Raw genomic sequence first — 21201 nt, 5'->3', positions numbered from 1 at the left:
ATCATGAAGCAGAGGTCAATCTGCCCGGGAAGATTAAGCACGGCTATCGCGGTTGCGCTGTGCTGCTTTCCGCCATTTTCCAGCGGACAGGAAAACCCGGGAACGATCTATCAGTTTAACGATGGTTTTATCGTCGGCAGTCGCGAAAAGGTCGACCTGTCGCGTTTCTCGACCAGCGCGATTAGCGAAGGCGTCTACTCCCTTGATGTGTATACCAACGGCGAGTGGAAAGGGCGCTACGATCTGAAAATCACCGCCGGTAAAGATGGCAAAATGGGCATCTGCTACACCAAAGCGATGCTGATGCAATATGGGATCTCGCCGGAAAAGTTTAACCCGCAGCTCAGCGAAAAAGCGGGATTCTGCGGACGCCTGCAGGAGTGGCGCAACGAGGCCAACGTCAAAGACACGCTGATTCAGTCCTCCCTGAGACTGGATATTGCCGTACCGCAAATCTACGAAGATCAGCGCCTGAAAAACTTTGTCAGCCCGGAATTCTGGGATAAAGGCGTTGCGGCGCTGAATTTAGGCTGGATGGCCAACGCCTGGAACAGCCATATATCCTCGGCCAACGGCTCCGATAACAGCAGCGCGTATCTTGGCGTTAACGCGGGCCTGTCGTGGGACGGCTGGCTGCTCAAGCATATCGGTAACCTGAACTGGCAGCAGCAGCAGGGGAAAGCGCACTGGAATAGCAACCAGACCTATCTGCAGCGGCCGATTCCGCAGATTAACTCGATAGTCAGCGGCGGGCAGATTTTTACCAACGGCGAGTTCTTTGACACCATCGGCCTGCGCGGGGTTAACCTGGCGACCGATGACAATATGTTCCCCGACGGGATGCGCTCCTACGCCCCTGAAATTCGCGGCGTGGCGCAAAGCAACGCCCTGGTGACGGTGCGTCAGGGCAGCAATATTATCTATCAGACCACGGTGCCGCCGGGGCCGTTTACCCTGCAGGATGTCTATCCTTCCGGCTACGGTAGCGACCTTGAAGTGTCGGTTAAAGAGGCCGATGGCTCGGTCGAGGTATTCAGCGTGCCTTACGCCTCGGTGGCGCAGCTGCTGCGTCCGGGGATGACCCGCTATGCGCTCTCTGCCGGTAAAGTCGACGATAGTTCGCTGCGTAATAAACCGATGCTCTACCAGGGAACCTGGCAGCACGGTATCAATAACTTGTTCACCGGCTATACCGGCGTCACCGGATTTGATGACTATCAGGCGTTCCTGCTGGGGACCGGGATGAATACCGGCATCGGCGCGCTGTCATTCGACGTCACCCATTCGCGGCTGAAGAGCGATACCCTCGACGAGCACGGCCAGAGCTATCGCGCCACCTTTAACCGCATGTTTACCGAAACCCAGACCAGCATCGTGCTGGCGGCGTATCGCTACTCCACCAAAGGCTACTACAACCTGAACGACGCTCTGTACGCCGTCGATCAGGAGAAGAACTACAGCAGCAACTACACCGTATGGCGGCAGAAAAACGGGATGACGTTTACCGTCAACCAGAACCTGCCGGACGGCTGGGGCGGCTTTTACCTGAGCGGTCGGGTAGCGGATTACTGGAACCGTTCGGGGACGGAAAAGCAGTATCAGTTTAGTTACAACAACATGTACGGTCGGCTCTCGTGGTCGGTCAGCGCCCAGCGCGTCTATACCCCGGATAGTTCCGGCCACCGCCGCGACGATCGCGTTTCTCTCAACTTTAGCTACCCGCTGTGGTTCGGTGAAAACCGCACCGCTAACCTGACGTCGAATACCTCGTTTAATAATTCGCGTTTCGCCAGTTCGCAGATTGGCGTCAACGGTTCGCTGGATAGCGAAAACAACCTCAACTACGGCGTGTCGACGACCACCTCCACCGGCGGCCAGCACGATGTGGCGCTGAACGGCAGCTACCGTACCCCATGGACGACGCTGAACGGCAGCTATAGCCAGGGTGAAGGCTATCGCCAGAGCGGCGTGGGCGCCAGCGGGACGCTGATCGCGCATCAGCACGGCGTCGTATTCTCGCCGGAAAGCGGCACCACCATGGCGCTGATCGAAGCGAAAGACGCCGCGGGCGCGATGCTGCCTGGTTCGCCGGGGACCCGTATCGATAGCAACGGCTACGCCATTCTGCCGTATCTGCGGCCTTACCGGATTAACGCCGTTGAGATTGACCCGAAAGGCAGCAACGACGATGTCGCCTTCGGCAGTACCGTGGCGCAGGTTGTGCCGTGGGAAGGCAGCGTGGTCAAGGTCTCCTTCGATACTACGCTGCAGAACAACATCACTCTGCAGGCGCGCCAGGCAAACGGCCTGCCGCTACCGTTCGCCGCGACGATTTACAACCCGTCCGGGAAAGAGATCGGCGTGGTGGGGCAGGGCAGCATGATGTTTATCAGCGACGCCAGCGCGCCGAAGGCCACGGTTAAGTGGAGCGGCGGACAGTGCTCGGTGGAATTAAGTCAGGAAAAAACAAAGGAAACGCTATGTCGCTAATGAAAAAAATGACGCTTTTTATTGGCTTAATGGCGATGGGGACCACGTCGGCATGGGCGTACTGTACGCGCCTGTCGCAGCCGACGGTAAGCCTCGACATGGTAGTGGGCCGGGTGGTGGTTCCACCGGATCTGCCGGTAGGGTCGGTGATCGTTTCCCGCGACTGGACAATGTCGGCGCCGGGCGGGGCCAGCTATAGCTGTAGCAGCGGCACTAACCGCTTTGTGGCCAAAATCGTCGCCCCCGGGGCGACCGATCTGGGCAATAAAATTTATTCCACCAACGTGCCAGGTATCGGCCTGCGGTTTAGCCGCGGCGGGGCGACGGTCAATATCATCTATCCTGGCGCTTACTCGAGCTACGTTAGCAGGACCACGAATTATTCGCTGGAAGGCTCCCGCTTTACGCTGGAGGTGATTAAAACCGCGAGCGTGACCGGCAGCGGTACCCTGGCGGCAGGTAAGTACACCTCTTATGACTGGGAGAACGGCAATAACCCGATCCTCGAAACCCGCCTGAGCGCCAACGCCATCACCGTGGTATCGCCCTCATGTACCATCCTGAGCGGCAAAAATATGAACGTCGATGTCGGCACCATCAAGCGCAGCGATCTTAACGGCGTCGGCACCACCGCGGGCGGGAAGGATTTTAATATTGAGCTGCAGTGCAGCGGCGGGCTAAGCGAGTCGGGATACGCCAATATCCAGACCTCTTTCTCCGGTACGCTGGCGAGCGGCACTACGGTGAGCCGGGGCGCGCTGCTGAACGAAAAAGCCGGCTCCTCGCTGGCGAAAGGGATTGGTATTCAGGTTCTGAAGGATGGCGTACCGCTGGAGTTCAATAAGAAATACAGCGCCGGGACGCTGCGCACGCAAGAAACGCGCTATATCACCCTGCCTCTGCACGCGCGCTTCTATCAATATGCGCCGACCACCAGTACCGGTGAGGTGGAGTCGCATATGATCTTTAACCTGACGTACGATTAATTCGGGAGGCGGGTATGCGTGATTCAGCACAATTGAAAAATAGCAAACGACTCATTCAACTGGCCCTGATAAGCGGGATGCTGATTACCTCCCCGGCGTCGGCTTTTGAGACCAACTACGATCGGGGACGGGTGGATTTTGCCGGACGGGTTACCGATATCTCATGCAGCGTGGCCCTTAACGGCGGCAACAACGCCGGGAGCGGTAGCGTCTGGCTGGCGCCGGTCAGCCTGGCGGAAGTCCACGAACGGGGTGCCGGGGCATTTATGAAACCGCAGCCCTTCACGCTGGAGCTCTCGAACTGCCAGCTGCGACACGACGGCGGCGCGGCGGATAAAAACGCGATCCGCCTGGTTAACGTGCGCTGGGTTGACGGATTTACGGTCAATGCGGTCAGCAATGAAAATGCTGGTTATCTGAGGAATACGCGGGCGGACGGCGCCAGCCATATTTTCCTCGCGCTGTCGACTAATGACAATAATACGCTGGATAAAAGCAATAAAATTGTTCCCGCCGACCCCTTACAAAACCGGGTGCCGCTGGTAGAAAAAGCGGTGGATGGCGGCGTATTTACCTATTACATTGGCTACGTTACGCCAGCGCCGGAAAAAGCAACCAGCGGTCCGTTGACCAGCTGGGCGACCTGGGAACTTGTTTATAATTGAAGGGTTGATGGTCTTGCGCAAATGTTACAATAAATGCCGGAATCATCCGGCATTTATTTAAACGGTGAGATCTTCTTTGACCAGTTGTTCAATGCTGACTTCTTTCCAGTAGTGTCCCTGAATAGCAAACCACTCCATCCCCTGTAACCACGCCTTATGCGCTTCGCTTTCTACGCCTTCAATAATTACGTTATGGTGGTTGCGGGCAAGAAAGGTGACCAGCGCATCCATTAACGGTCGGCCGGAATCTTTTTGCATTAAAAGCCAGAAGAAGTCTTTATCGATTTTGACATAATCGAAATGATAGTCGCGAATGGCGCTAATACCGGCGTTGCCAGAACCGAAATCATCAAGCCAGAGCGTGGTGCTTTGCGGATTGCTCCAGGCGGCGAGCGCATTATTTAATAATTTATTGGAGTTCTCGGTAACTTCAAAATGGACGCAGCCGATATGGTTGACGAGCGCTTTAATCTCCGGGCGTAGCAATACGTTAAGTATATGGTCATCAACGTTGATAGTCGCCGAGATGCGATTTTGCTTAAACCACTGTTTATGTTTTTCAATGAGTGCCAGCTGTTCCATAAAAATGCTTTCACGTAATCCGGTATTGGCGTAGCGAAAGAAGTTTTCCGGCGATATGGACATGCGGTCAAAACGGCTCAGGCACTCCACGGCGACGAGCGTACCTTCTGGGGAAAACATTTTTTGAAAGACATAACGAACGGATATATCGCTACGTGATAAATTATGGTCGGAAAACAGAGTGGCGTTCATTATCTCTCGTCAAAAATATGGTCAGAGGTAAAGAGAGGAGGATATTATAGGTGACCTTTCTGCCGATGGGAATGATTATTAATGGCTTGTTGCCAATAAATTATCGGCTTTGATTGGTCACCCACATATTTTTAGTTTTAACACTGATACATATTGACTATGCTTTTGTTCATTATCCGCGAACTATTCATTCCTAGTTTTTTCATAATATGTACCTTATGGCTGTGGACCGTTTTATGATCGATGTCGAGAAGTACTGCAATCCTTTTATTGTTGTTGCAGGCAATTATTAACTCCAGCACCTGAAGCTCCCTGGCGGTTAGCTTTCTGCGGGTGCACAGACCCTGGCAGCCCTCGGCGGTTAAGGGCCTGCTGAGGATGGCTGAATACGCTGACAAAGAGGATTTTTCTGTGAGAATCAATAGGTTTTCCAGATCAAGCAGTTCCCGGAACAGGCTGGAAAGCTCGCTTTTGACTATCAGAACCAGCATGGCGCAATGCGCGAGGCGATTGCGCAAAGTGTTCAGTAAGGCAACCGTTGTGGCCGCTGAGATATCTTTATGGATGATATTGATAATAACGGTCGCTGTCGGGGGAGCGCAGACTCCTTTCACTATATCCTGAAAGTTCAGGGTCGTGATGTCCGTGGCGTGATCGATCAAGTAATCATGAACTGATTGTCCGATGATATTATCATCAGTGTAAAGCAATATACTGTCCAATGGTTCAGACTCTCTTTTTTCTCTTGGCTTCCATAATCAAGTCGAGCAGCACTTTCTCTATTCTCTTCTTGTTATCAAGATGACGAAATTTAAACTGGCAGGAAATTTGGTAGTAGCTATCCGACTCCTCGTTATCATCTAACGTCACCATGACAACGTTTTTTATAACTAAATCTACGGTCACTTCGCCATATTCAGCGAGGGCCAGAATGGCGTTCTTAAGGATGGCGTTATGGCTGAGGAATTTCAGATTGGGGCTCTTGGTCATCAGAGCACAACCGCCATCCGAAATGTCTTTGATTTCGAATAGATAGTTTTCTCCATTTTTATGTCGACCGTGACAGAAGAATTCGTGCTCGTGGCGCAAACGGAATCGGGGATCGCGCCGACGTTGTACCACCTGGATACATTCCGGCAAGGTAAAAGCGACCTTGCGGCATTTTCCTTCGCCGCCGGCGTAGCTTTTCTTTAGCGTGGAGCAAAACTCGATTTTTCCTGAATCGCTATGCAGAATAAATTTAACTTTATGCCCGGTGGGGATTTTGCTGGTAGTTAAGATATGAAACTCGGCAAAATCCACCCGCGCTAGCTGGGTTATAGTGCTTTTGTTATTAACAAAAACTTCTATCTCCGCCTGCTTTCGGAGCTCTTCCCTGAAAATAGCAATGATTTCATACTTACTGGTCTTTATCGTTCCCTCTGTCATGTGCAATCCTTGTAAATTGTTATTGTGTGTGGTTGATTTTTTATATAGCAATGCAAACATTCTGATTGTGTTAACCAGATGTTTTTATGAGCGTTTGATGTTGTTAGCTATCTTTGCAGCTAAATTGATTTGTATAATCTTTGAATGAGATATTGTTTTTCCTGTAATCAAGACTCCGAAAATTTTGGCGAGACAAAAACGACAGAAGCCTCCAATTAGGAGGCCAGTCGGAAAAGTATAAAGCTATGCTTTGCATAGGGTTATCCGCAAGAGAATAAAGCAGATAACGCCTAATTTGTAGGATGTATAGTGCCAGCGGCGTTAAGGTAATTCCAGGCAAATATTGAGATGAAGGCTTCTGCGAATATCCATCCGCAGAAGCCTGAAATCAGGCGTGGGGCTGGAGATTATCGAGGGTGGCCAGCGCTTCAGGCGGAAGCGTTAATTGCGCGGCGGCGAGATTTTCATGCAGATGCGCTAGCGAAGAGGTGCCCGGAATGAGCAGGATATTCGGCGAGCGCTGAAGCAACCATGCCAGCGCCACCTGCATCGGGGTCGCGTCCAGCGAAGCGGCGACATCGTTAAGCTCCCGGGCCTGTAGCGGCGTAAAGCCGCCGAGCGGGAAAAAGGGCACCCAGGCGATATGCTGCGCCGCCAGCTCGTCGATAAGCGGGTCATCCTGACGGTTCGCCACGTTGTATTGGTTCTGAACGCAGACGATGGGCGTCATTTTTTGCGCATCGCTCACCTGTCTGGCGGTAACGTTGCTTAGCCCGATATGGCGAATCAACCCGCGCTCTTTAAGCTCCAGCAGGGTGGATAAAGGCTCCTCCAGCGACCCTTCTGCCGGGCCGTGAGTGCCGAGCATACTGCGTAGATTCACCACCTCGAGCACGTCAAGGCCCAGATTGCGCAGATTATCTTCCACCGCCTGAGTGAGCTCCGCGGGAGACATCGCGGGGAGCCAGTTGCCTTTTTCATCGCGGCGAGCGCTGACTTTGGTCACGATGCACAGATTGTCGGCATAGGGATGCAGCGCCTGGCGAATGAGCTGATTCGTGACGTGCGGGCCATAAAAATCGGAGGTATCGATATGATTGACGCCCGACTCGACCGCTTCCTGCAGGACGCGGATAGCGGTTTGCGGATCTTTTGGCGGGCCGAAGACGCCGGGCCCCGCAAGCTGCATCGCCCCGTATCCCAGACGATAAACCTGACGATCGCCTAACGTTGCGGTACCGGATAATTTTACGCTGGACATATAAACCCCTGCTCTAATGGTATGCAAGGGATCAGTGTATGTCCGTCAGGGAGATTGGGGGGATGAGAATGTTGGCAGAACGTGCGGCGAGCAAGACACTCGCCGCAGAGAAAGGATCAGCTAAAAAACATCACCGATACGCAGAGCAAACCGACAACCAGGGTAATGAAGTTACCCACCGAGCGGTAGGGCTTTAGCGTCGGAATAAGGTACGTGGAGAGGGTCGGCATGATGAACAGGATCATCGCAATAAGCGGGCCGCTAATGGCGTAAATCATTGAAATGGCATTGGGATTGATAAAGCACACCACGAAGGTCAGCGTCGATACCAGCAGGATCGACATCGCCCGGTTGAACGCGCGGCTTTTACGAATACCCGCCTGGGCGAGCGAAGTTTTGACGATTTCGCTGGCCCCTTCAATCACGCCAAAATAGGTACCGAGGAACGATTTTGACATCGCCACCACCGCTACAATAATTCCGGTGACCGCCAGCCACGCCGGCGACCCTGGCATCATCGACAGGGCGGAAAGAATGGTGACCCCCTGATTGCGCGCGGTTTCGATATAGCCCGCCGGTATCGACAGCAGGCAGCTGAAGACGAAAAACAGCACGCTGGCGCAGATGAGGGTGTAGGCCACCTTCATGATTTTTTTGCATTTACCCATGGCCTGCTCGCCGTATTTTTCCTGCTGATCGATAGCAAAAGTCGAGATGATCGGCGTATGGCTAAAGGCGAAAACCATCACGGGAATGGAGATCCAGATTTGGTGGAACGTGTGCGGGGTCAGCTGCATCTGGCTGGTCAGGTAAGCCGGCTGCCAGCTACCCATTAAATAGATGGAGAGGAACAGGAAACAGGCGATCAGCGGGAAGACTAAAAATCCCATCACCTTGATGGTGACGTGGCGGCCCATTAAAAAGATCAGATTCAGCACCAGCACGACGGCCAGGCTGAGCAGCGCCCGTACCTGCGAGGTGATGGGGACATGCCGGGATAGCTGCTCCGCGAGCGAGTTAGTAATGGCGACCGCGTAGATCAGCACGACCACGAAAAAGGCGAGGAAATAGAGACCGGTAATCAGGCTGCCGATCTTTTTACCGTAGTAGTGGTTAACGGCGCCGGTAATCCCCTCGCCCGGGGCGATGTTGGCGGAGAGAATAAACTGGCTCAGTGCTTTATGCGGCCAGTAGGTCAACGGCCAGGCGACCAGCGCGGTGATGAAAAGAACAATGGCGCCCGCGGATCCCAGTTGGATCGGCAAGAATAACGTGCCAGCGCCTACAGCAGTGCCATATAAGGCGAAACTCCAGAGAGTTTCTTCTTTAGACCAAATTTTAGACATTATGCGACTTTATCAACCAGAAAACGAACAAAAAGGAGTGCAATTTATCACATTTATGAATGGGCTGCGGCGATAGTTTCTGGCTAATAAGTGAAGCGGCGGGGCGCCCGTCAATCAATCGGGCGATCCGTGCAGGATGAGCGGCGGGCGGCGATTCGCTGCTGGCGAACCTTCATCACGCGCTCGCGCAGCGTATCCCACGCCCAGTTGAAGGCCATGGTGTAGGGCAGGAAGAACAGCATAAAGCCGATTTCCAGCATAAACGCCTGCATCAGCGAGACGCCCAGCACCAGCGCGACCATGGTGACGCCAATAAGAATAAAGCCTGACTCAAAGCCGATCGCGTGCAGCGCGCGGACCCGCAGGTTGCGGACGACACGGGAAACCGGCCACAGGCGGTCAAACAGGGCGTTATAGATAATGTTCCAGACCATCGCCAGCGTCGCGAGCAGGATACTGAGCCCGCCCATTTCGACCACCGAACGCTGCATTAGCCATGCGGCGGTCGGGGCGAGGATCAGCGTCGCCAGACCTTCAAAGCTGATAGCGTGAATGACCCGTTCCGTCAGCGTTTTGCGCTGGGCGTTGACTTGTTGCATGGCTTGTTGCCTCCGGACTTTATAAGAAATTACCCGGCATTTTATGGATAAATATGATAAAAAAAAGATAGTATCCATCGATAAAGTAGATAGTTCATGCGCTATTCTCCCGAAGCTTTAACCGCTTTTGTCGAATCCGTGGCCTGCGGTTCGTTCTCTGGCGCGGCGCGGCGGCTGCGTAAAAGCCAGTCCACCATCAGCACCGCAATCGCCAACCTGGAAGCCGATCTTGGCGTGACGCTGTTCGATCGCACCTCCAGGCAACCGACGCTGACGCCGCAGGGCGAACAGGTGTTGAGCTATGTGAAGGCGATTCTGGCGGCCAGCGACAGGCTGGATGAACTGGCCATTTCGCTGTCTGGCAACACCGAAGCGCGCCTGACCTTTGTGCTCTCCGATACGCTGCATCCCGATGTGCTAGAAGATCTGCTGGCGCAGTTCGATCGCCGTTTTCCGCATACCGAATTTGAGTGCCTGATTGGCGAAGATGACGACGTTATCGACCTGCTGCAAAAGGAGCGGGCGCAGGTAGGGCTGATTGAGGCCAGGGAGAGCTACCCGACAGAAATAGGCAGCATCCGCCTGCCGATGCAAACCGAAATGGCTATTTTCGTGGCGCCCCGGCACCCGCTGGCGGCTCAGGGTAGAGTCACCCGTGACGAGCTGTTCAGCTGGCGCGAACTGCGCCTGAGCACCTATCTGGACAATTCGGCTGAACCGGCGCGCGGCCTGGTCTGGTCAGCGCCAAACTATCTGCTGCTGTTCAGCATGGCGGCTCAGGGGCTGGGATGGTGTATTTTGCCCAGCGCGCTGGTGGAGGAGTTTGCCGGCAGCGGAAGCCTGGTGGCGCTGGATATTGCCGGCTGGCCGCGGACGATCTCTACCGATTTGCTGTGGAATAAAAAAGCGCCGCCGGGCGAAGCCGGAAGCTGGCTGCGTCAGCATCTGCAGGGGCATGGGCGCAAATAGGGGCCATTTTTGCCATCGCCGACGATCTTTGTGATTTCCCTCACTTTTTTTAAACAATTGCGAAATTTTTTGATAACAATTCACTACTATGATGCTGTTTCTTTGCGCAGAGGCGGAGCAGAGGTAGAGGATGAAAGATGTCGTAATCGTCGGCGCGTTGCGAACGCCAATCGGCTGTTTTCAGGGCACGCTATCGCGTCATTCTGCGGTGGAGCTGGGCAGCGTGGTGGTAAAGGCGTTAGTGGAGCGCAGCGGCGTCGATCCGCAGAGTATTGATGAGGTGATCCTCGGCCAGGTTCTGACGGCAGGAACCGGACAGAATCCGGCGCGTCAGTCGGCGATACGCGGCGGGCTGCCTAATACCGTTTCTGCCATTACCATCAACGACGTCTGCGGTTCCGGGCTGAAAGCGCTGCACCTGGCGACTCAGGCGATTCAGTGCGGCGAAGCGGACGTGGTGATCGCCGGAGGGCAGGAGAATATGAGCCGCGCCCCGCATGTGCTGACCGATAGCCGGACCGGTGCGCAGCTGGGTAATAGCCAGCTTATCGACAGCCTGGTCCACGATGGCCTGTGGGATGCGTTTAATGACTACCATATGGGCGTGACGGCGGAGAACCTGGCGCGCGAGTACGGTATTAGCCGTGAATTGCAGGACGCGTGGGCGCTTAGCTCGCAGCACAAAGCGCGGCGGGCGATTGACTCCGGCCGTTTTCGCGATGAAATCGTTCCGGTGACCAGCGAACTCAACGGTATTCCGCGGCTGGTGGATACCGATGAGCAGCCGCGCGTCGACCCCAGCGCTGAAGCGCTGGCCAGCCTGCTGCCGACTTTTGACCAGCAGGGCTCGGTCACCGCGGGCAATGCCTCAAGCATTAACGATGGCGCGGCGGCGGTGATGATGATGAGCGAGACCAAAGCCGAGGCGCTGGGGCTGCCGATTCTGGCGCGGATCCGCGCCTTTGCCAGCGTGGGCGTCGATCCGGCGCTGATGGGCATCGCCCCGGTCCATGCTACCCGCCGCTGCCTTGAGCGCGCGGGCTGGAAGCTGGATGAAGTCGATCTTATCGAAGCCAACGAAGCCTTTGCCGCCCAGGCCATTTCGGTGGGTAGGGTGCTGGAATGGGACGAGCGGCGGGTGAACGTCAACGGCGGCGCCATTGCGCTGGGCCACCCGATCGGCGCTTCCGGCTGCCGGATCCTGGTTTCCCTGGTGCATGAGATGATCAAACGCGACGCCCGCAAAGGGCTGGCCACGCTGTGTATCGGCGGCGGCCAGGGCGTGGCGCTGGCGGTTGAACGTTAATAAGCCCTTTCTGATATCAGTTTAGTGAGCCTCCGCGCGGAGGCTTTTTTGTTTTTGTCGCCTGGCCTTTTTCCCTCACAAAATCCCTCCCTGGCGCGCTATTTTGTTGAGCGTTGTCACGTCTTTCTGTGCCACCTTTTTTGAAACAAATAATTACGATCGCGATCACTAAAACATTATTGCCTAAAAAATAAAATACGGTTTTATAAAAACGAAACGATATTTTAATTATGAGGGGTAATTTATGTTCGCAAGATCTCTGGCCCTTGCTGCACTCTGCGGCATGTCTTTCGCGGCTTCAGCTGTCACGGTAGATTTACGTCACGAATTCATCGATGGGGGGAAGTCGGACAAGAGCAACGCCGACCGCGTTTCCGTCTCCCATCGTTTTGATAACGGCTTTGGCTTCTCCGTTGAAGCGAAGTGGAAATCGGGTGGCGATAACGCCAGTCAGCCTTATTCGGATGTTGTCGGTAATGGTCATGAAGAGACCATTAGCTGGCGCTGGAAGGCGGATAAGAACTTCGCGGTAACGCCGGGATTTGTTATTGAAAGTAACGATAGCCGTTCAATCTATAAGCCTAATCTGCATGTGCAGTACAGTTTCGATAATGGTTTCTACGTTGCCGCCCGCTATCGTTATGAATACACGCGCTATCCGGCGAGTGCAGGAAAAGATGACGATAAGGTTAACCGTGGTGATGCCTGGGCCGGTTTTGTTTTAGGCGACTGGCGTACCGAGCTGAACTATGTTTATGCGCGTAGTTCGGAAGGGGTTAATCGTAACGACAATAAACCGTACTCGCAGGAGTACAACCTTAAGGTTGCCTATAAGCTGGATAAAAACTGGTCGCCGTACGGCGAGCTCGGCAACGTTGGCGTCAACGATCGCAGCGACCGCCAGACCCGTTTCCGCGTAGGTGTCGCCTACTCGTTCTAACTTAAAAAATATCCTCATCGTTTTCCCCCGGAGCGGTCAGCCGGGGTTTTCTGTTGGTATGAATCCCTCTTCCCGGAGGCGGCGCAATGCGCCTCTCCGGGCTACCCCCTATGCACGTCATGTAGCCCGGATAAGCGCAGCGCAATCCGGGGAAAACGGCGGGCACAAAAAAGCCCTCCAAAAGGAGGGCAAGGCCAGTTACAGAAACACTAACTCAAACAGTGGCTAACGCTATGCCTTCAGCATCTCAGGCTGTGACGGCAGCTTCGCGATATACACGGCAGGTTTACCGTCTTTATCGGAACTGAACAAAATGGCGCTATCGTCCGGCGTAAAGGACGGGTGCGGGTGGGTCACCTGGCGACTATTGGCTACCGTTGCCCAGGAGGTATCGTGACGCGCGACGCGGAAATAGGCCTGCTTCGCGACATCGAAAGCGTACAGATACGGGTCGTTATCAATGGTGTAGCCGCTGGTGTCTTTGACGTCCACCGGGGTACCGGAGCCATCGCCAACCAGCATCGTGCCGTCAAAGTTACTCATCAGATGCGAACAGGCCGGCATCTGCATCACCGCTTCATTGACGCCGGTATCGGGGTTGAAGCTATAGATAGTTCGCCCCTGCTGGCCCTTCAGATAAGAGACGTACACCAGCGCGGAGCCGTTCGGGACCCAGAATTCGTGGGTGCAGCTTTCGCCCTCAGCATGCGCTTTGACTTTACGCACGTTGCTGCCGTCTTCATTCACCATCCACATCCGCGCATCGACCAGGTCGTGCGGGCCTTCATGGCAGAAGGCGACGGTATTGTCATCGAACGGACGATAGATCGGGTGGCCCAGCCATTTTTTCTCTTCGTGGATCACGCGGCTTTCGCCGGTTTGCAGATCGACGCGCAGCAGGCGGCAGCGGGGGCCTTTGTGGAAGAAATCGTGGAAAATCTGCCAGTCGTTAAGCGGCGTCCAGTCGCTTTTGGCAATCTCGATGCCGACCAGCTTGGTGCAATCGCTGTTGGCCACCCAGGTGCCGTAGCCAACCCAGTCATCGGCGACGCGATACACTTCGCGCTCTTGCAGCGTCGTGAGGTTAACTTCCAGCAGCGTCCGGTCGTTCTTCACGTAATAAAGGGATTTATCATCCGGGGAAAGGAAACCGCCAAACGTGTTATCACCGGCGCCTTCCGTTAGCTGCACCGCCTCGGCTTTTGCGAGGTCCAGCAGATAATAGTTCCAGTTGCCGTCGAACTCGCCGGCAAACAGCAAATGGCTGCCATCGTTAAAAAAACACTTCTGATAGAAATAGTTACGATGACAGGTCACTTCCGGTGGGGTTAAACGGGTGATCTCCGCGCCGGTGTCCGGATCGCGGCTGACTTCATAATTCAGTTTAACCCGCATGCCTTTAGCCATGATGTACTCCTTTGCCTTCCTGAGATGCCGCTCGCCTGCGTTGACCGGCCAGTGGAAGTAGAATTAAAAGATAGGTGTTAATTTATCAAAACATCGTTTCATTATTTGTGATGGCGGACGCAATTCGCAACAACTTCTTGCGGCAGATCGCGTTTTTTGCGCGACGTGCGGCACGCATCCCGGCGGTCTTTGATTTCTTGTCGATTTTCTTCAATCTATGGTCTTTTTTTAAAGTTAACTATAACTGACTGTATTTTAATGAATTAAATCAATATTTCCGGATTAATCCTCCGGCGCTTCGTGATCTGTTTTGCATTTTTAACATTTATCAGTCTTAAAATTGAAACGATGTTTTAATAATAATTGAAAATGACTTTAGCCGGGGCTAAGATGTGCTCACAGTAAAACGGAACTCTGTTTTATTTTTAGAAGGGTCAATCCCTGAGAGTTCTTCAAACCATAAGGGTCTGCACAAGCAGCAGGCTGGACTATCAGAACCTTGCCTGTACCTACACAGGCTCTGAAAGATTAAGGAACCAAGTATGATTCTCGACGCATTCTCCCTGCAGGGCAAAGTGGCCGTGGTCAGCGGCTGTGATACGGGTCTGGGCCAGGGTATGGCGGTGGGCCTGGCGGAAGCCGGCTGCGATATCGTGGGTATCAATATTGTTGAACCGACGGAAACCATTGAGCGCGTCACGGCGCTGGGCCGCCGTTTTCTCAGCCTGACCGCCGATCTGCGCCAGATTGACGGCATTCCACAGCTGCTGGAGCGTGCGGTAGCGGAGTTCGGGCATATCGATATCCTGGTTAACAACGCCGGTCTGATCCGTCGCGAAGACGCGATTGAATTCAGCGAGAAAAACTGGGACGACGTGATGAACCTGAATATTAAGAGCGTGTTCTTTATGTCTCAGGCGGCGGCGAAGCACTTTATCGCTCAGGGTACCGGCGGCAAGATTATCAATATCGCCTCGATGCTCTCTTTCCAGGGCGGGATCCGCGTACCGTCCTACACGGCGTCTAAAAGCGCGGTGATGGGCGTGACCCGCCTGCTGGCGAACGAGTGGGCGAAGCACGGCATCAACGTCAACGCGCTGGCGCCGGGCTATATGGCGACCAACAATACCCAGCAGCTGCGCGCTGACGAACAGCGCAGCAGCGAGATCCTCGACCGTATTCCGGCGGGACGCTGGGGTCTGCCGAGCGACCTGATGGGGCCGGTAGTCTTCCTGGCCTCCAGCGCTTCTGACTACATCAATGGCTACACCGTGGCGGTGGATGGCGGCTGGCTGGCGCGCTAACGTTTTCCGCGTTATCAGCGCAAAATGGAACCCTGCTGCGGCAGGGTTTTTTTATAGCTCAATATCAATTGTCCATATGATGAAATTGAAATAGTCCATATGGTTTACTTGTTTCCTGACAGAGTATCTATGTTTAGCAAGGGCCGATGAAGTTGAAATGCTTATTTTCTGTTCTTTGGAAAGTTGAATGTCCATCACAAAACCATTGCCTGTAGCAACTTAATCCATATCTTTGGCTTGTCACGCCTGACACCTTGCGCCACCGATCCCGTAGTTTCATCGTATCTCTTACTTCGTCTGGCGGGAAAAAAATGACCTCAATCAGTCACGACTCTACAACCATGCCGCGTACGCAGCGCGATACCCGGCGCATGAATCAGTTTGTCTCGGTTGCCGCCGCGGTGGCAGGATTGCTGTTTGGCCTTGATATCGGCGTAATTGCCGGGGCGCTGCCCTTTATTACCGATCATTTCGTTTTATCCAGCCGCCTGCAGGAGTGGGTGGTGAGCAGCATGATGCTGGGAGCCGCTATCGGCGCGTTATTTAACGGCTGGCTCTCTTTTCGCCTCGGGCGCAAATACAGCCTGATGGTGGGCGCAGTGCTGTTCGTGGCCGGTTCCGTGGGCTCCGCTTTTGCCGGCAGCGTCGAAATGCTGCTGGCGGCGAGGATCGTTCTCGGGGTCGCGGTGGGGATCGCCTCTTATACCGCGCCGCTGTATCTGTCGGAAATGGCGAGCGAAAACGTACGCGGCAAGATGATCAGCATGTATCAGCTGATGGTGACGTTGGGGATCGTGATGGCGTTTCTCTCCGATACCGCGTTCAGCTACAGCGGCAACTGGCGAGCGATGCTTGGCGTACTGGCGCTGCCGGCGCTGGTGCTGATTATTCTGGTGATCTTCCTGCCGAACAGCCCGCGCTGGCTGGCGGAAAAAGGGCGTCACGTAGAAGCGGAAGAGGTGCTGCGGATGCTGCGCGACACGTCCGAAAAAGCCCGTGACGAGCTGAATGAGATCCGTGAAAGCCTCAAGCTGAAGCAGGGCGGCTGGACGCTGTTTAAGGTCAACCGCAACGTGCGGCGGGCGGTATTCCTTGGCATGCTGCTGCAGGCGATGCAGCAATTTACCGGGATGAATATCATCATGTACTACGCGCCGCGCATCTTCAAAATGGCCGGCTTCACCACTACCGAGCAGCAGATGGTGGCGACCCTGGTGGTCGGGTTAACCTTTATGTTTGCCACCTTTATCGCCGTCTTTACCGTCGATAAGGCCGGGCGTAAACCGGCGCTGAAAATCGGCTTTAGCGTGATGGCCATCGGCACGCTGGTGCTGGGCTACTGCCTGATGCAGTTTGATAACGGCACCGCCTCCAGCGGTCTCTCCTGGCTGTCGGTGGGGATGACCATGATGTGTATCGCCGGCTATGCGATGAGCGCCGCGCCGGTGGTGTGGATCCTGTGTTCGGAAATTCAGCCGCTGAAGTGCCGCGATTTCGGTATCACCTGCTCAACCACCACCAACTGGGTGTCGAACATGATTATCGGCGCGACCTTCCTGACGCTGCTGGACGCTATCGGCGCGGCGGGAACCTTCTGGCTATATACCGCGCTGAACGTCGCCTTTATCGGCGTGACTTTCTGGCTGATCCCGGAAACCAAAAACGTCACCCTTGAGCATATTGAACGCAAGCTGATGTCCGGCGAGAAGCTGCGCAATATCGGCAATTAACTATAAGGACTCGCGCGGCAGCCACGGGCTGGCAACCCGTACCGTCTCCCGGTGGCTGTCGCCGTTAATAATGTGCAGGGCGCTCAGGCGCCCAATATCATAGTGCGGGAGCTGCACCGTTGAGAGCGGCGGAAAAAACAGATCGCCGATCCCCACCATATTGTCGTAACCCACCACCGCCACATCCTGCGGAATGCGCAGCCCCTGCGCCAGTAGCGTCTGATAGACCATAAACGCGATGCGGTCGTTGCCGCAAATCACCGAGTCGAATGGCAGCGTGGGTTGCTGAATATGCGCCAGCACGACAGCGGGAATATCGCGATAGTGCTCATCGCCATAGGCCATATAGCTGTGGTCGAGCGTATCCGGGTCAATCCCCGCTTCCCGGCAGGCGCGTTCCAGTCCCTGCCGGCGGCGGACGGTCGCCAGATGATTCGCCGGCAGATGCAGGCACAGCGGACGGCGGTAGCCCGCGGCCAGCAGGGCCTGCACCGCCGTATACTGACCCTGTTCGTCGTCCGGGATATAGCTGGCCACCGGATCGTGCAGGCTTTCGCAGTTGGCCAGCACGCAGGGGAGGGTTAACAGCTTGGCCGGAAGCGGCACCTGGCGCAGGCCCATCGTGGTATAAATAATCCCGTCCGGACGGTGGGAGAGCAGCAGGTCGACAATGGTTTCCGGGCTATCGTCAGAGAACATGTTGACCACGAAGCTGTTCCAGCCGTGCGCCCGCGCGGTCTCTTCGATGGAGAGCGTAATCTCCACCGAGAACGGTGTAGTGACAGTATCCAGCGCCAGCACCCCGATGGTGTTTGGCGTCGCGTGGGCGCCGCGAATTTTCTTCGCCGACAGGTCGGGGACGTAGTTAGTCTCTTCGATAGCCGCCTGGACCCGAGCCAGGGTTTCCGGCTTGAGTCTTTCCGGGCTGTTTAGCGCCCGGGAGACCGTCATCAGCGACACATTCGCCAGCTTTGCCACATCTTTCAGAGATGCCATATTAAGTGCTCCACCCCTGCCGTCGGCAACGGGTTTTACTAAGTTACTGATGTAAAAGGATCATACGATATTCTATCGTACACCCGGTGCCGATGCAGACGAGGAATATTTGATCGCGATCGCACTCTCGTTATGTTAACGTTAACTTTTGTGATTAACATCATGAATCTCAGCAAAACGACATGAGATTCGTTTTTTGTTAACGTTACCATATCAGCATTACTCCTACATGAGAATGTCATGATGAAAGCGCACCCCTCACAAAGCTATCCGTTACTCAGCGCGTTACTGTTTTTCTTTTTCGTGACCTGGTCCTCTTCAGGTTCGCTGCTCTCGATCTGGCTGCACCAGGAAGTGGGCCTTAAACCGGGGGATACCGGGATTATCTTCTCGGTGCTTTCCGTCTCGGCGCTTTTCGCGCAGGTGTGTTATGGCTTTATACAGGACAAACTCGGCCTGCGTAAAAATCTGCTCTGGTACATTACCGTTCTGCTGATCCTCTCCGGCCCGGCCTATATGCTGTTTGGCTATCTGCTCAAAATTAACGTCTTGCTCGGCAGCATCTTCGGCGGGATTTATATCGGACTGACCTTCAACGGCGGTATCGGCGTACTGGAGTCCTACACCGAGCGCGTCGCGCGCCAGAGCCAGTTTGAATTCGGCAAAGCGCGGATGTGGGGCTCGCTGGGCTGGGCGGTGGCGACATTCTTCGCCGGTTTGCTGTTCAATATTAACCCGCATTTAAACTTCGCGGTGGCCAGCTGCTCCGGACTGGTCTTTTTTATACTACTGGCGCGACTGCGGGTCTCTTCCGCGCCGCACGCCATGCAGGAGGCGGTATCGGGCGGTAAAGTGACGCTGGAGGATGCTCTGCGTCTGCTGACCCTGCCGCGCTTTTGGGCGCTGGTGTTCTTCGTCATCGGCACCTGTATCTACGGCGTTTACGATCAGCAGTTCCCGGTCTACTTCTCTTCCCAGTTCCCGACCTTACAGGAAGGCAACGAGATGTACGGCTACCTGAACTCGTTCCAGGTGTTCCTGGAAGCCGCCGGTATGTTCTGCGCGCCGTGGCTGGTTAACCGTATTGGCGCGAAAAACGGTCTGATCTTCGCCGGGATGGTGATGGCGATGCGGATGGTGGCGTCCGGGCTGGTGGAAGGGCCGCTGCTTATCTCCATTACTAAACTGCTGCACGCGGTCGAGCTGCCGGTGCTGCTGGTCTCCATCTTTAAATACAACAGCCTGAACTTCGACAAACGTCTCTCCTCAACGCTGTATCTGGTGGGCTTTGCCTGCACCAGCTCGGTTATCGCGACGGTGCTGTCGCCGCTGGCTGGCTATAGCTATGAGAAATACGGCTTCGCCCAGTCCTATCTGATTATGGGACTGCTGGTGTTCTGCACCACCTTTATCTCCATCTTCTTGTTGCGTTCCAGTAAGTCCTCTTCGGACCCGCTGATGCCGCAAACTTCCGCTATCTGAATCAAAAGAGTAATCAATATGACGTATTCCATTCCCCGGGCCGAGCAAGAACTGCAGGCCAAACATGAAGAGCTGAACCTGCGCTGGTATCCGCGCTATCACCTGGCCGCCCGCGCGGGTTGGATCAACGATCCCAATGGCCTGGTCTGGTTCGACGGCTGGTATCACGCTTTTTACCAGCACCATCCGTACTCCACCCAATGGGGACCGATGCACTGGGGTCACGCGCGCAGTAAGGATCTGGTGCACTGGGAGCATCTGCCGGTAGCGCTGGCCCCGGAAGGCCCGGAGGATAAAGACGGCTGCTTCTCCGGCTCCGCGGTGGTGGATGGCGATACGCTGGCGCTGATTTATACCGGGCATAAATTCCACGGCGATCCCAGCGATGAAGCCAACCTGTATCAGGTGCAGTGTCTGGCGACCAGTCGCGACGGGATTCACTTCGAGCGCCAGGGGATCGTGGTCGACACCCCGCCGGGCATGCACCATTTCCGCGACCCGAAAGTGTGGCGAGAAGGGGACAGCTGGTACATGATCGTCGGCGCTCGCGATGGCGATACCGGCCAGGTGCGGCTGTATCGCTCAGCCGATCTGCGCCAGTGGCAGGACGCGGGCGTGCTTGATGAAGCGGAAAAAGAGATGGGCTATATGTGGGAATGCCCGGATTTCTTCGCCCTCAATGGCAAACATATCCTGATGTTCTCCCCTCAGGGGCTGGCGGCGAAAGGCTATCGCAACCGCAACCTGTTCCAGAGCGGCTATCTGCTCGGTGAGTGGCAGCCGGGGCAGGCGTTTGTACGCGAGGGGGAGTTTGTCGAAATGGATCACGGGCACGATTTCTACGCCCCGCAGAGCTTCCTCACGCCCGATGGTCGCCGCATTGTCATCGGCTGGCTGGATATGTGGGAATCGCCGCTGCCGGAGCAGCAGGACGGCTGGGCGGGCATGCTTTCGCTGCCGCGGGAGCTGAGCCTGAGCGCCGATAACCGTCTGCAGATGCGTCCGGCGAAAGAGGTTGAGAGTATGCGCGGCGCCAGCTTCCCGTGGCCGGTCACGACGCTGAAGAACCAGCAGACCACGACGGTGGAAAACTGCGAGGCGATGGAGGTGATCCTGCACTGGGACTGCGCCAGCAGCAGCGCTGAACAGTATGGCCTGAGCTTCGGCGATGGTCTGCGCGTTTACGTGGATGCGCAGATGCAGCGCCTGGTGCTTGAGCGACACTATCCGCAGTATGGCCTCTGCGGCACCCGCAGCGTCCCGTTGACCGAAGGCGCCGATCTGAAGCTGAGGATATTCTTCGATAGCTCTTCGGTAGAGGTGTTTGTGAATGATGGCGAGGCCTGTCTCAGCAGTCGTATATATCCTGACGCCGCTCGCCGTGAATTAGCGTTATTTTCCTGGAGCGGCTCTGCATATTTAAAAGAAGCAGGAGCCTGGCAGCTGGAATAAGTTTTACTGAATAGTTGTTAATAACCCGTCTTCGACGGTGGACGGGTTATTATTGTCGAGCTTTAC

General features: G+C 55.1%; 18 protein-coding genes. 10 read left to right on the top strand and 8 right to left on the bottom strand.

The window, feature by feature from the left end; all coding sequences use genetic code 11:
• Positions 1-3: 3 nt before the first annotated feature.
• From CMQ96_RS19855 to CMQ96_RS19845, 3 genes are all read left to right on the top strand, one after another.
• A complete protein-coding gene (locus tag CMQ96_RS19855) occupies positions 4-2490 on the top strand; it encodes a fimbria/pilus outer membrane usher protein (RefSeq protein WP_064343176.1) in 2487 nt (828 codons plus the stop codon).
• Complete coding sequence (locus CMQ96_RS19850; protein WP_024358571.1) at positions 2481-3476, top strand: fimbrial protein; 996 nt, start codon at positions 2481-2483, stop codon at positions 3474-3476. The genes CMQ96_RS19855 and CMQ96_RS19850 overlap by 10 nt, the downstream gene beginning before the upstream one ends.
• A 77-nt stretch (positions 3477-3553) precedes the next feature.
• The gene (locus CMQ96_RS19845) at positions 3554-4141 is read left to right on the top strand and encodes a fimbrial protein (RefSeq protein ID WP_224231631.1); all 588 of its coding nucleotides are present in this window, start codon (positions 3554-3556) and stop codon (positions 4139-4141) included.
• A gap of 57 nt (positions 4142-4198) precedes the next feature.
• On the opposite strand, the gene CMQ96_RS19840 is transcribed toward CMQ96_RS19845, so the two are convergent.
• The 6 genes from CMQ96_RS19840 to CMQ96_RS19815 form a co-directional block, all read right to left on the bottom strand.
• Positions 4199-4915 (bottom strand): EAL domain-containing protein, encoded by a 717-nt coding sequence (locus CMQ96_RS19840; RefSeq protein ID WP_098067211.1) that lies wholly within the window; start codon positions 4913-4915, stop codon positions 4199-4201.
• 137 nt (positions 4916-5052) lie between these two features.
• Complete coding sequence (locus CMQ96_RS19835; RefSeq protein ID WP_024358568.1) at positions 5053-5637, bottom strand: helix-turn-helix transcriptional regulator; 585 nt, start codon at positions 5635-5637, stop codon at positions 5053-5055.
• A 4-nt stretch (positions 5638-5641) separates the two neighbouring features.
• Positions 5642-6343, bottom strand: a complete 702-nt coding sequence (locus tag CMQ96_RS19830) for a flagellar brake protein (RefSeq protein WP_004135026.1) — start codon at positions 6341-6343, stop codon at positions 5642-5644.
• 388 nt (positions 6344-6731) lie between these two features.
• Positions 6732-7604: an aldo/keto reductase family oxidoreductase gene (locus CMQ96_RS19825; RefSeq protein ID WP_024358566.1), complete on the bottom strand. Its 873-nt coding sequence runs from the start codon at positions 7602-7604 to the stop codon at positions 6732-6734.
• Positions 7605-7720: 116 nt separating this feature from the next.
• A complete protein-coding gene (locus CMQ96_RS19820) occupies positions 7721-8950 on the bottom strand; it encodes an amino acid permease (RefSeq protein ID WP_024358565.1) in 1230 nt (409 codons plus the stop codon).
• 110 nt (positions 8951-9060) lie between these two features.
• Complete coding sequence (locus CMQ96_RS19815; RefSeq protein WP_049085593.1) at positions 9061-9549, bottom strand: multidrug/biocide efflux PACE transporter; 489 nt, start codon at positions 9547-9549, stop codon at positions 9061-9063.
• A gap of 96 nt (positions 9550-9645) precedes the next feature.
• On the opposite strand from CMQ96_RS19815, the gene CMQ96_RS19810 reads away from it, so the two are divergent.
• From CMQ96_RS19810 to CMQ96_RS19800, 3 genes are all read left to right on the top strand, one after another.
• The gene (locus CMQ96_RS19810) at positions 9646-10518 is read left to right on the top strand and encodes a LysR family transcriptional regulator (protein WP_004135031.1); all 873 of its coding nucleotides are present in this window, start codon (positions 9646-9648) and stop codon (positions 10516-10518) included.
• A gap of 130 nt (positions 10519-10648) precedes the next feature.
• On the top strand, positions 10649-11824 hold the full coding sequence (locus CMQ96_RS19805; protein WP_004124670.1) for an acetyl-CoA C-acetyltransferase: 1176 nt from the start codon (positions 10649-10651) through the stop codon (positions 11822-11824).
• A gap of 244 nt (positions 11825-12068) precedes the next feature.
• Positions 12069-12764, top strand: a complete 696-nt coding sequence (locus CMQ96_RS19800; protein WP_049085595.1) for a porin — start codon at positions 12069-12071, stop codon at positions 12762-12764.
• Between the two features lie 231 nt (positions 12765-12995).
• On the opposite strand, the gene CMQ96_RS19795 is transcribed toward CMQ96_RS19800, so the two are convergent.
• The gene (locus CMQ96_RS19795) at positions 12996-14171 is read right to left on the bottom strand and encodes an oligogalacturonate lyase family protein (RefSeq protein WP_024358562.1); all 1176 of its coding nucleotides are present in this window, start codon (positions 14169-14171) and stop codon (positions 12996-12998) included.
• A gap of 542 nt (positions 14172-14713) precedes the next feature.
• Between CMQ96_RS19795 and kduD the strand changes: the two genes are divergently transcribed.
• Positions 14714-15475, top strand: coding sequence for a 2-dehydro-3-deoxy-D-gluconate 5-dehydrogenase KduD (gene kduD, locus CMQ96_RS19790; protein ID WP_004124661.1), 762 nt, complete (start codon positions 14714-14716; stop codon positions 15473-15475).
• Positions 15476-15786: 311 nt separating this feature from the next.
• The gene (locus CMQ96_RS19785; protein ID WP_098067210.1) at positions 15787-17205 is read left to right on the top strand and encodes a sugar porter family MFS transporter; all 1419 of its coding nucleotides are present in this window, start codon (positions 15787-15789) and stop codon (positions 17203-17205) included.
• Here the strand turns inward: CMQ96_RS19785 and CMQ96_RS19780 are convergent, their stop codons facing one another.
• Entirely contained in the window at positions 17206-18201 is a 996-nt protein-coding gene (locus CMQ96_RS19780) for a LacI family DNA-binding transcriptional regulator (protein WP_004132104.1), read from the bottom strand. It lies immediately after the preceding gene.
• 240 nt (positions 18202-18441) lie between these two features.
• On the opposite strand from CMQ96_RS19780, the gene CMQ96_RS19770 reads away from it, so the two are divergent.
• Together CMQ96_RS19770 and CMQ96_RS19765 are read left to right on the top strand one after the other, a co-directional pair.
• Entirely contained in the window at positions 18442-19683 is a 1242-nt protein-coding gene (locus CMQ96_RS19770) for an MFS transporter (RefSeq protein ID WP_004124655.1), read from the top strand.
• A gap of 18 nt (positions 19684-19701) precedes the next feature.
• Positions 19702-21135, top strand: coding sequence for a glycoside hydrolase family 32 protein (locus tag CMQ96_RS19765; RefSeq protein ID WP_049088220.1), 1434 nt, complete (start codon positions 19702-19704; stop codon positions 21133-21135).
• Positions 21136-21201: the final 66 nt, after the last annotated feature.

Origin of the sequence: Klebsiella sp. MBT K-1 (assembly GCF_002556465.1) — a bacterium.
Classification (GTDB): Bacteria; Pseudomonadota; Gammaproteobacteria; order Enterobacterales; family Enterobacteriaceae; genus Klebsiella; species Klebsiella grimontii.
The sequence above is the reverse complement of the archived record's forward strand: the minus strand, read 5'-3'. Positions and strand labels throughout refer to the sequence as shown.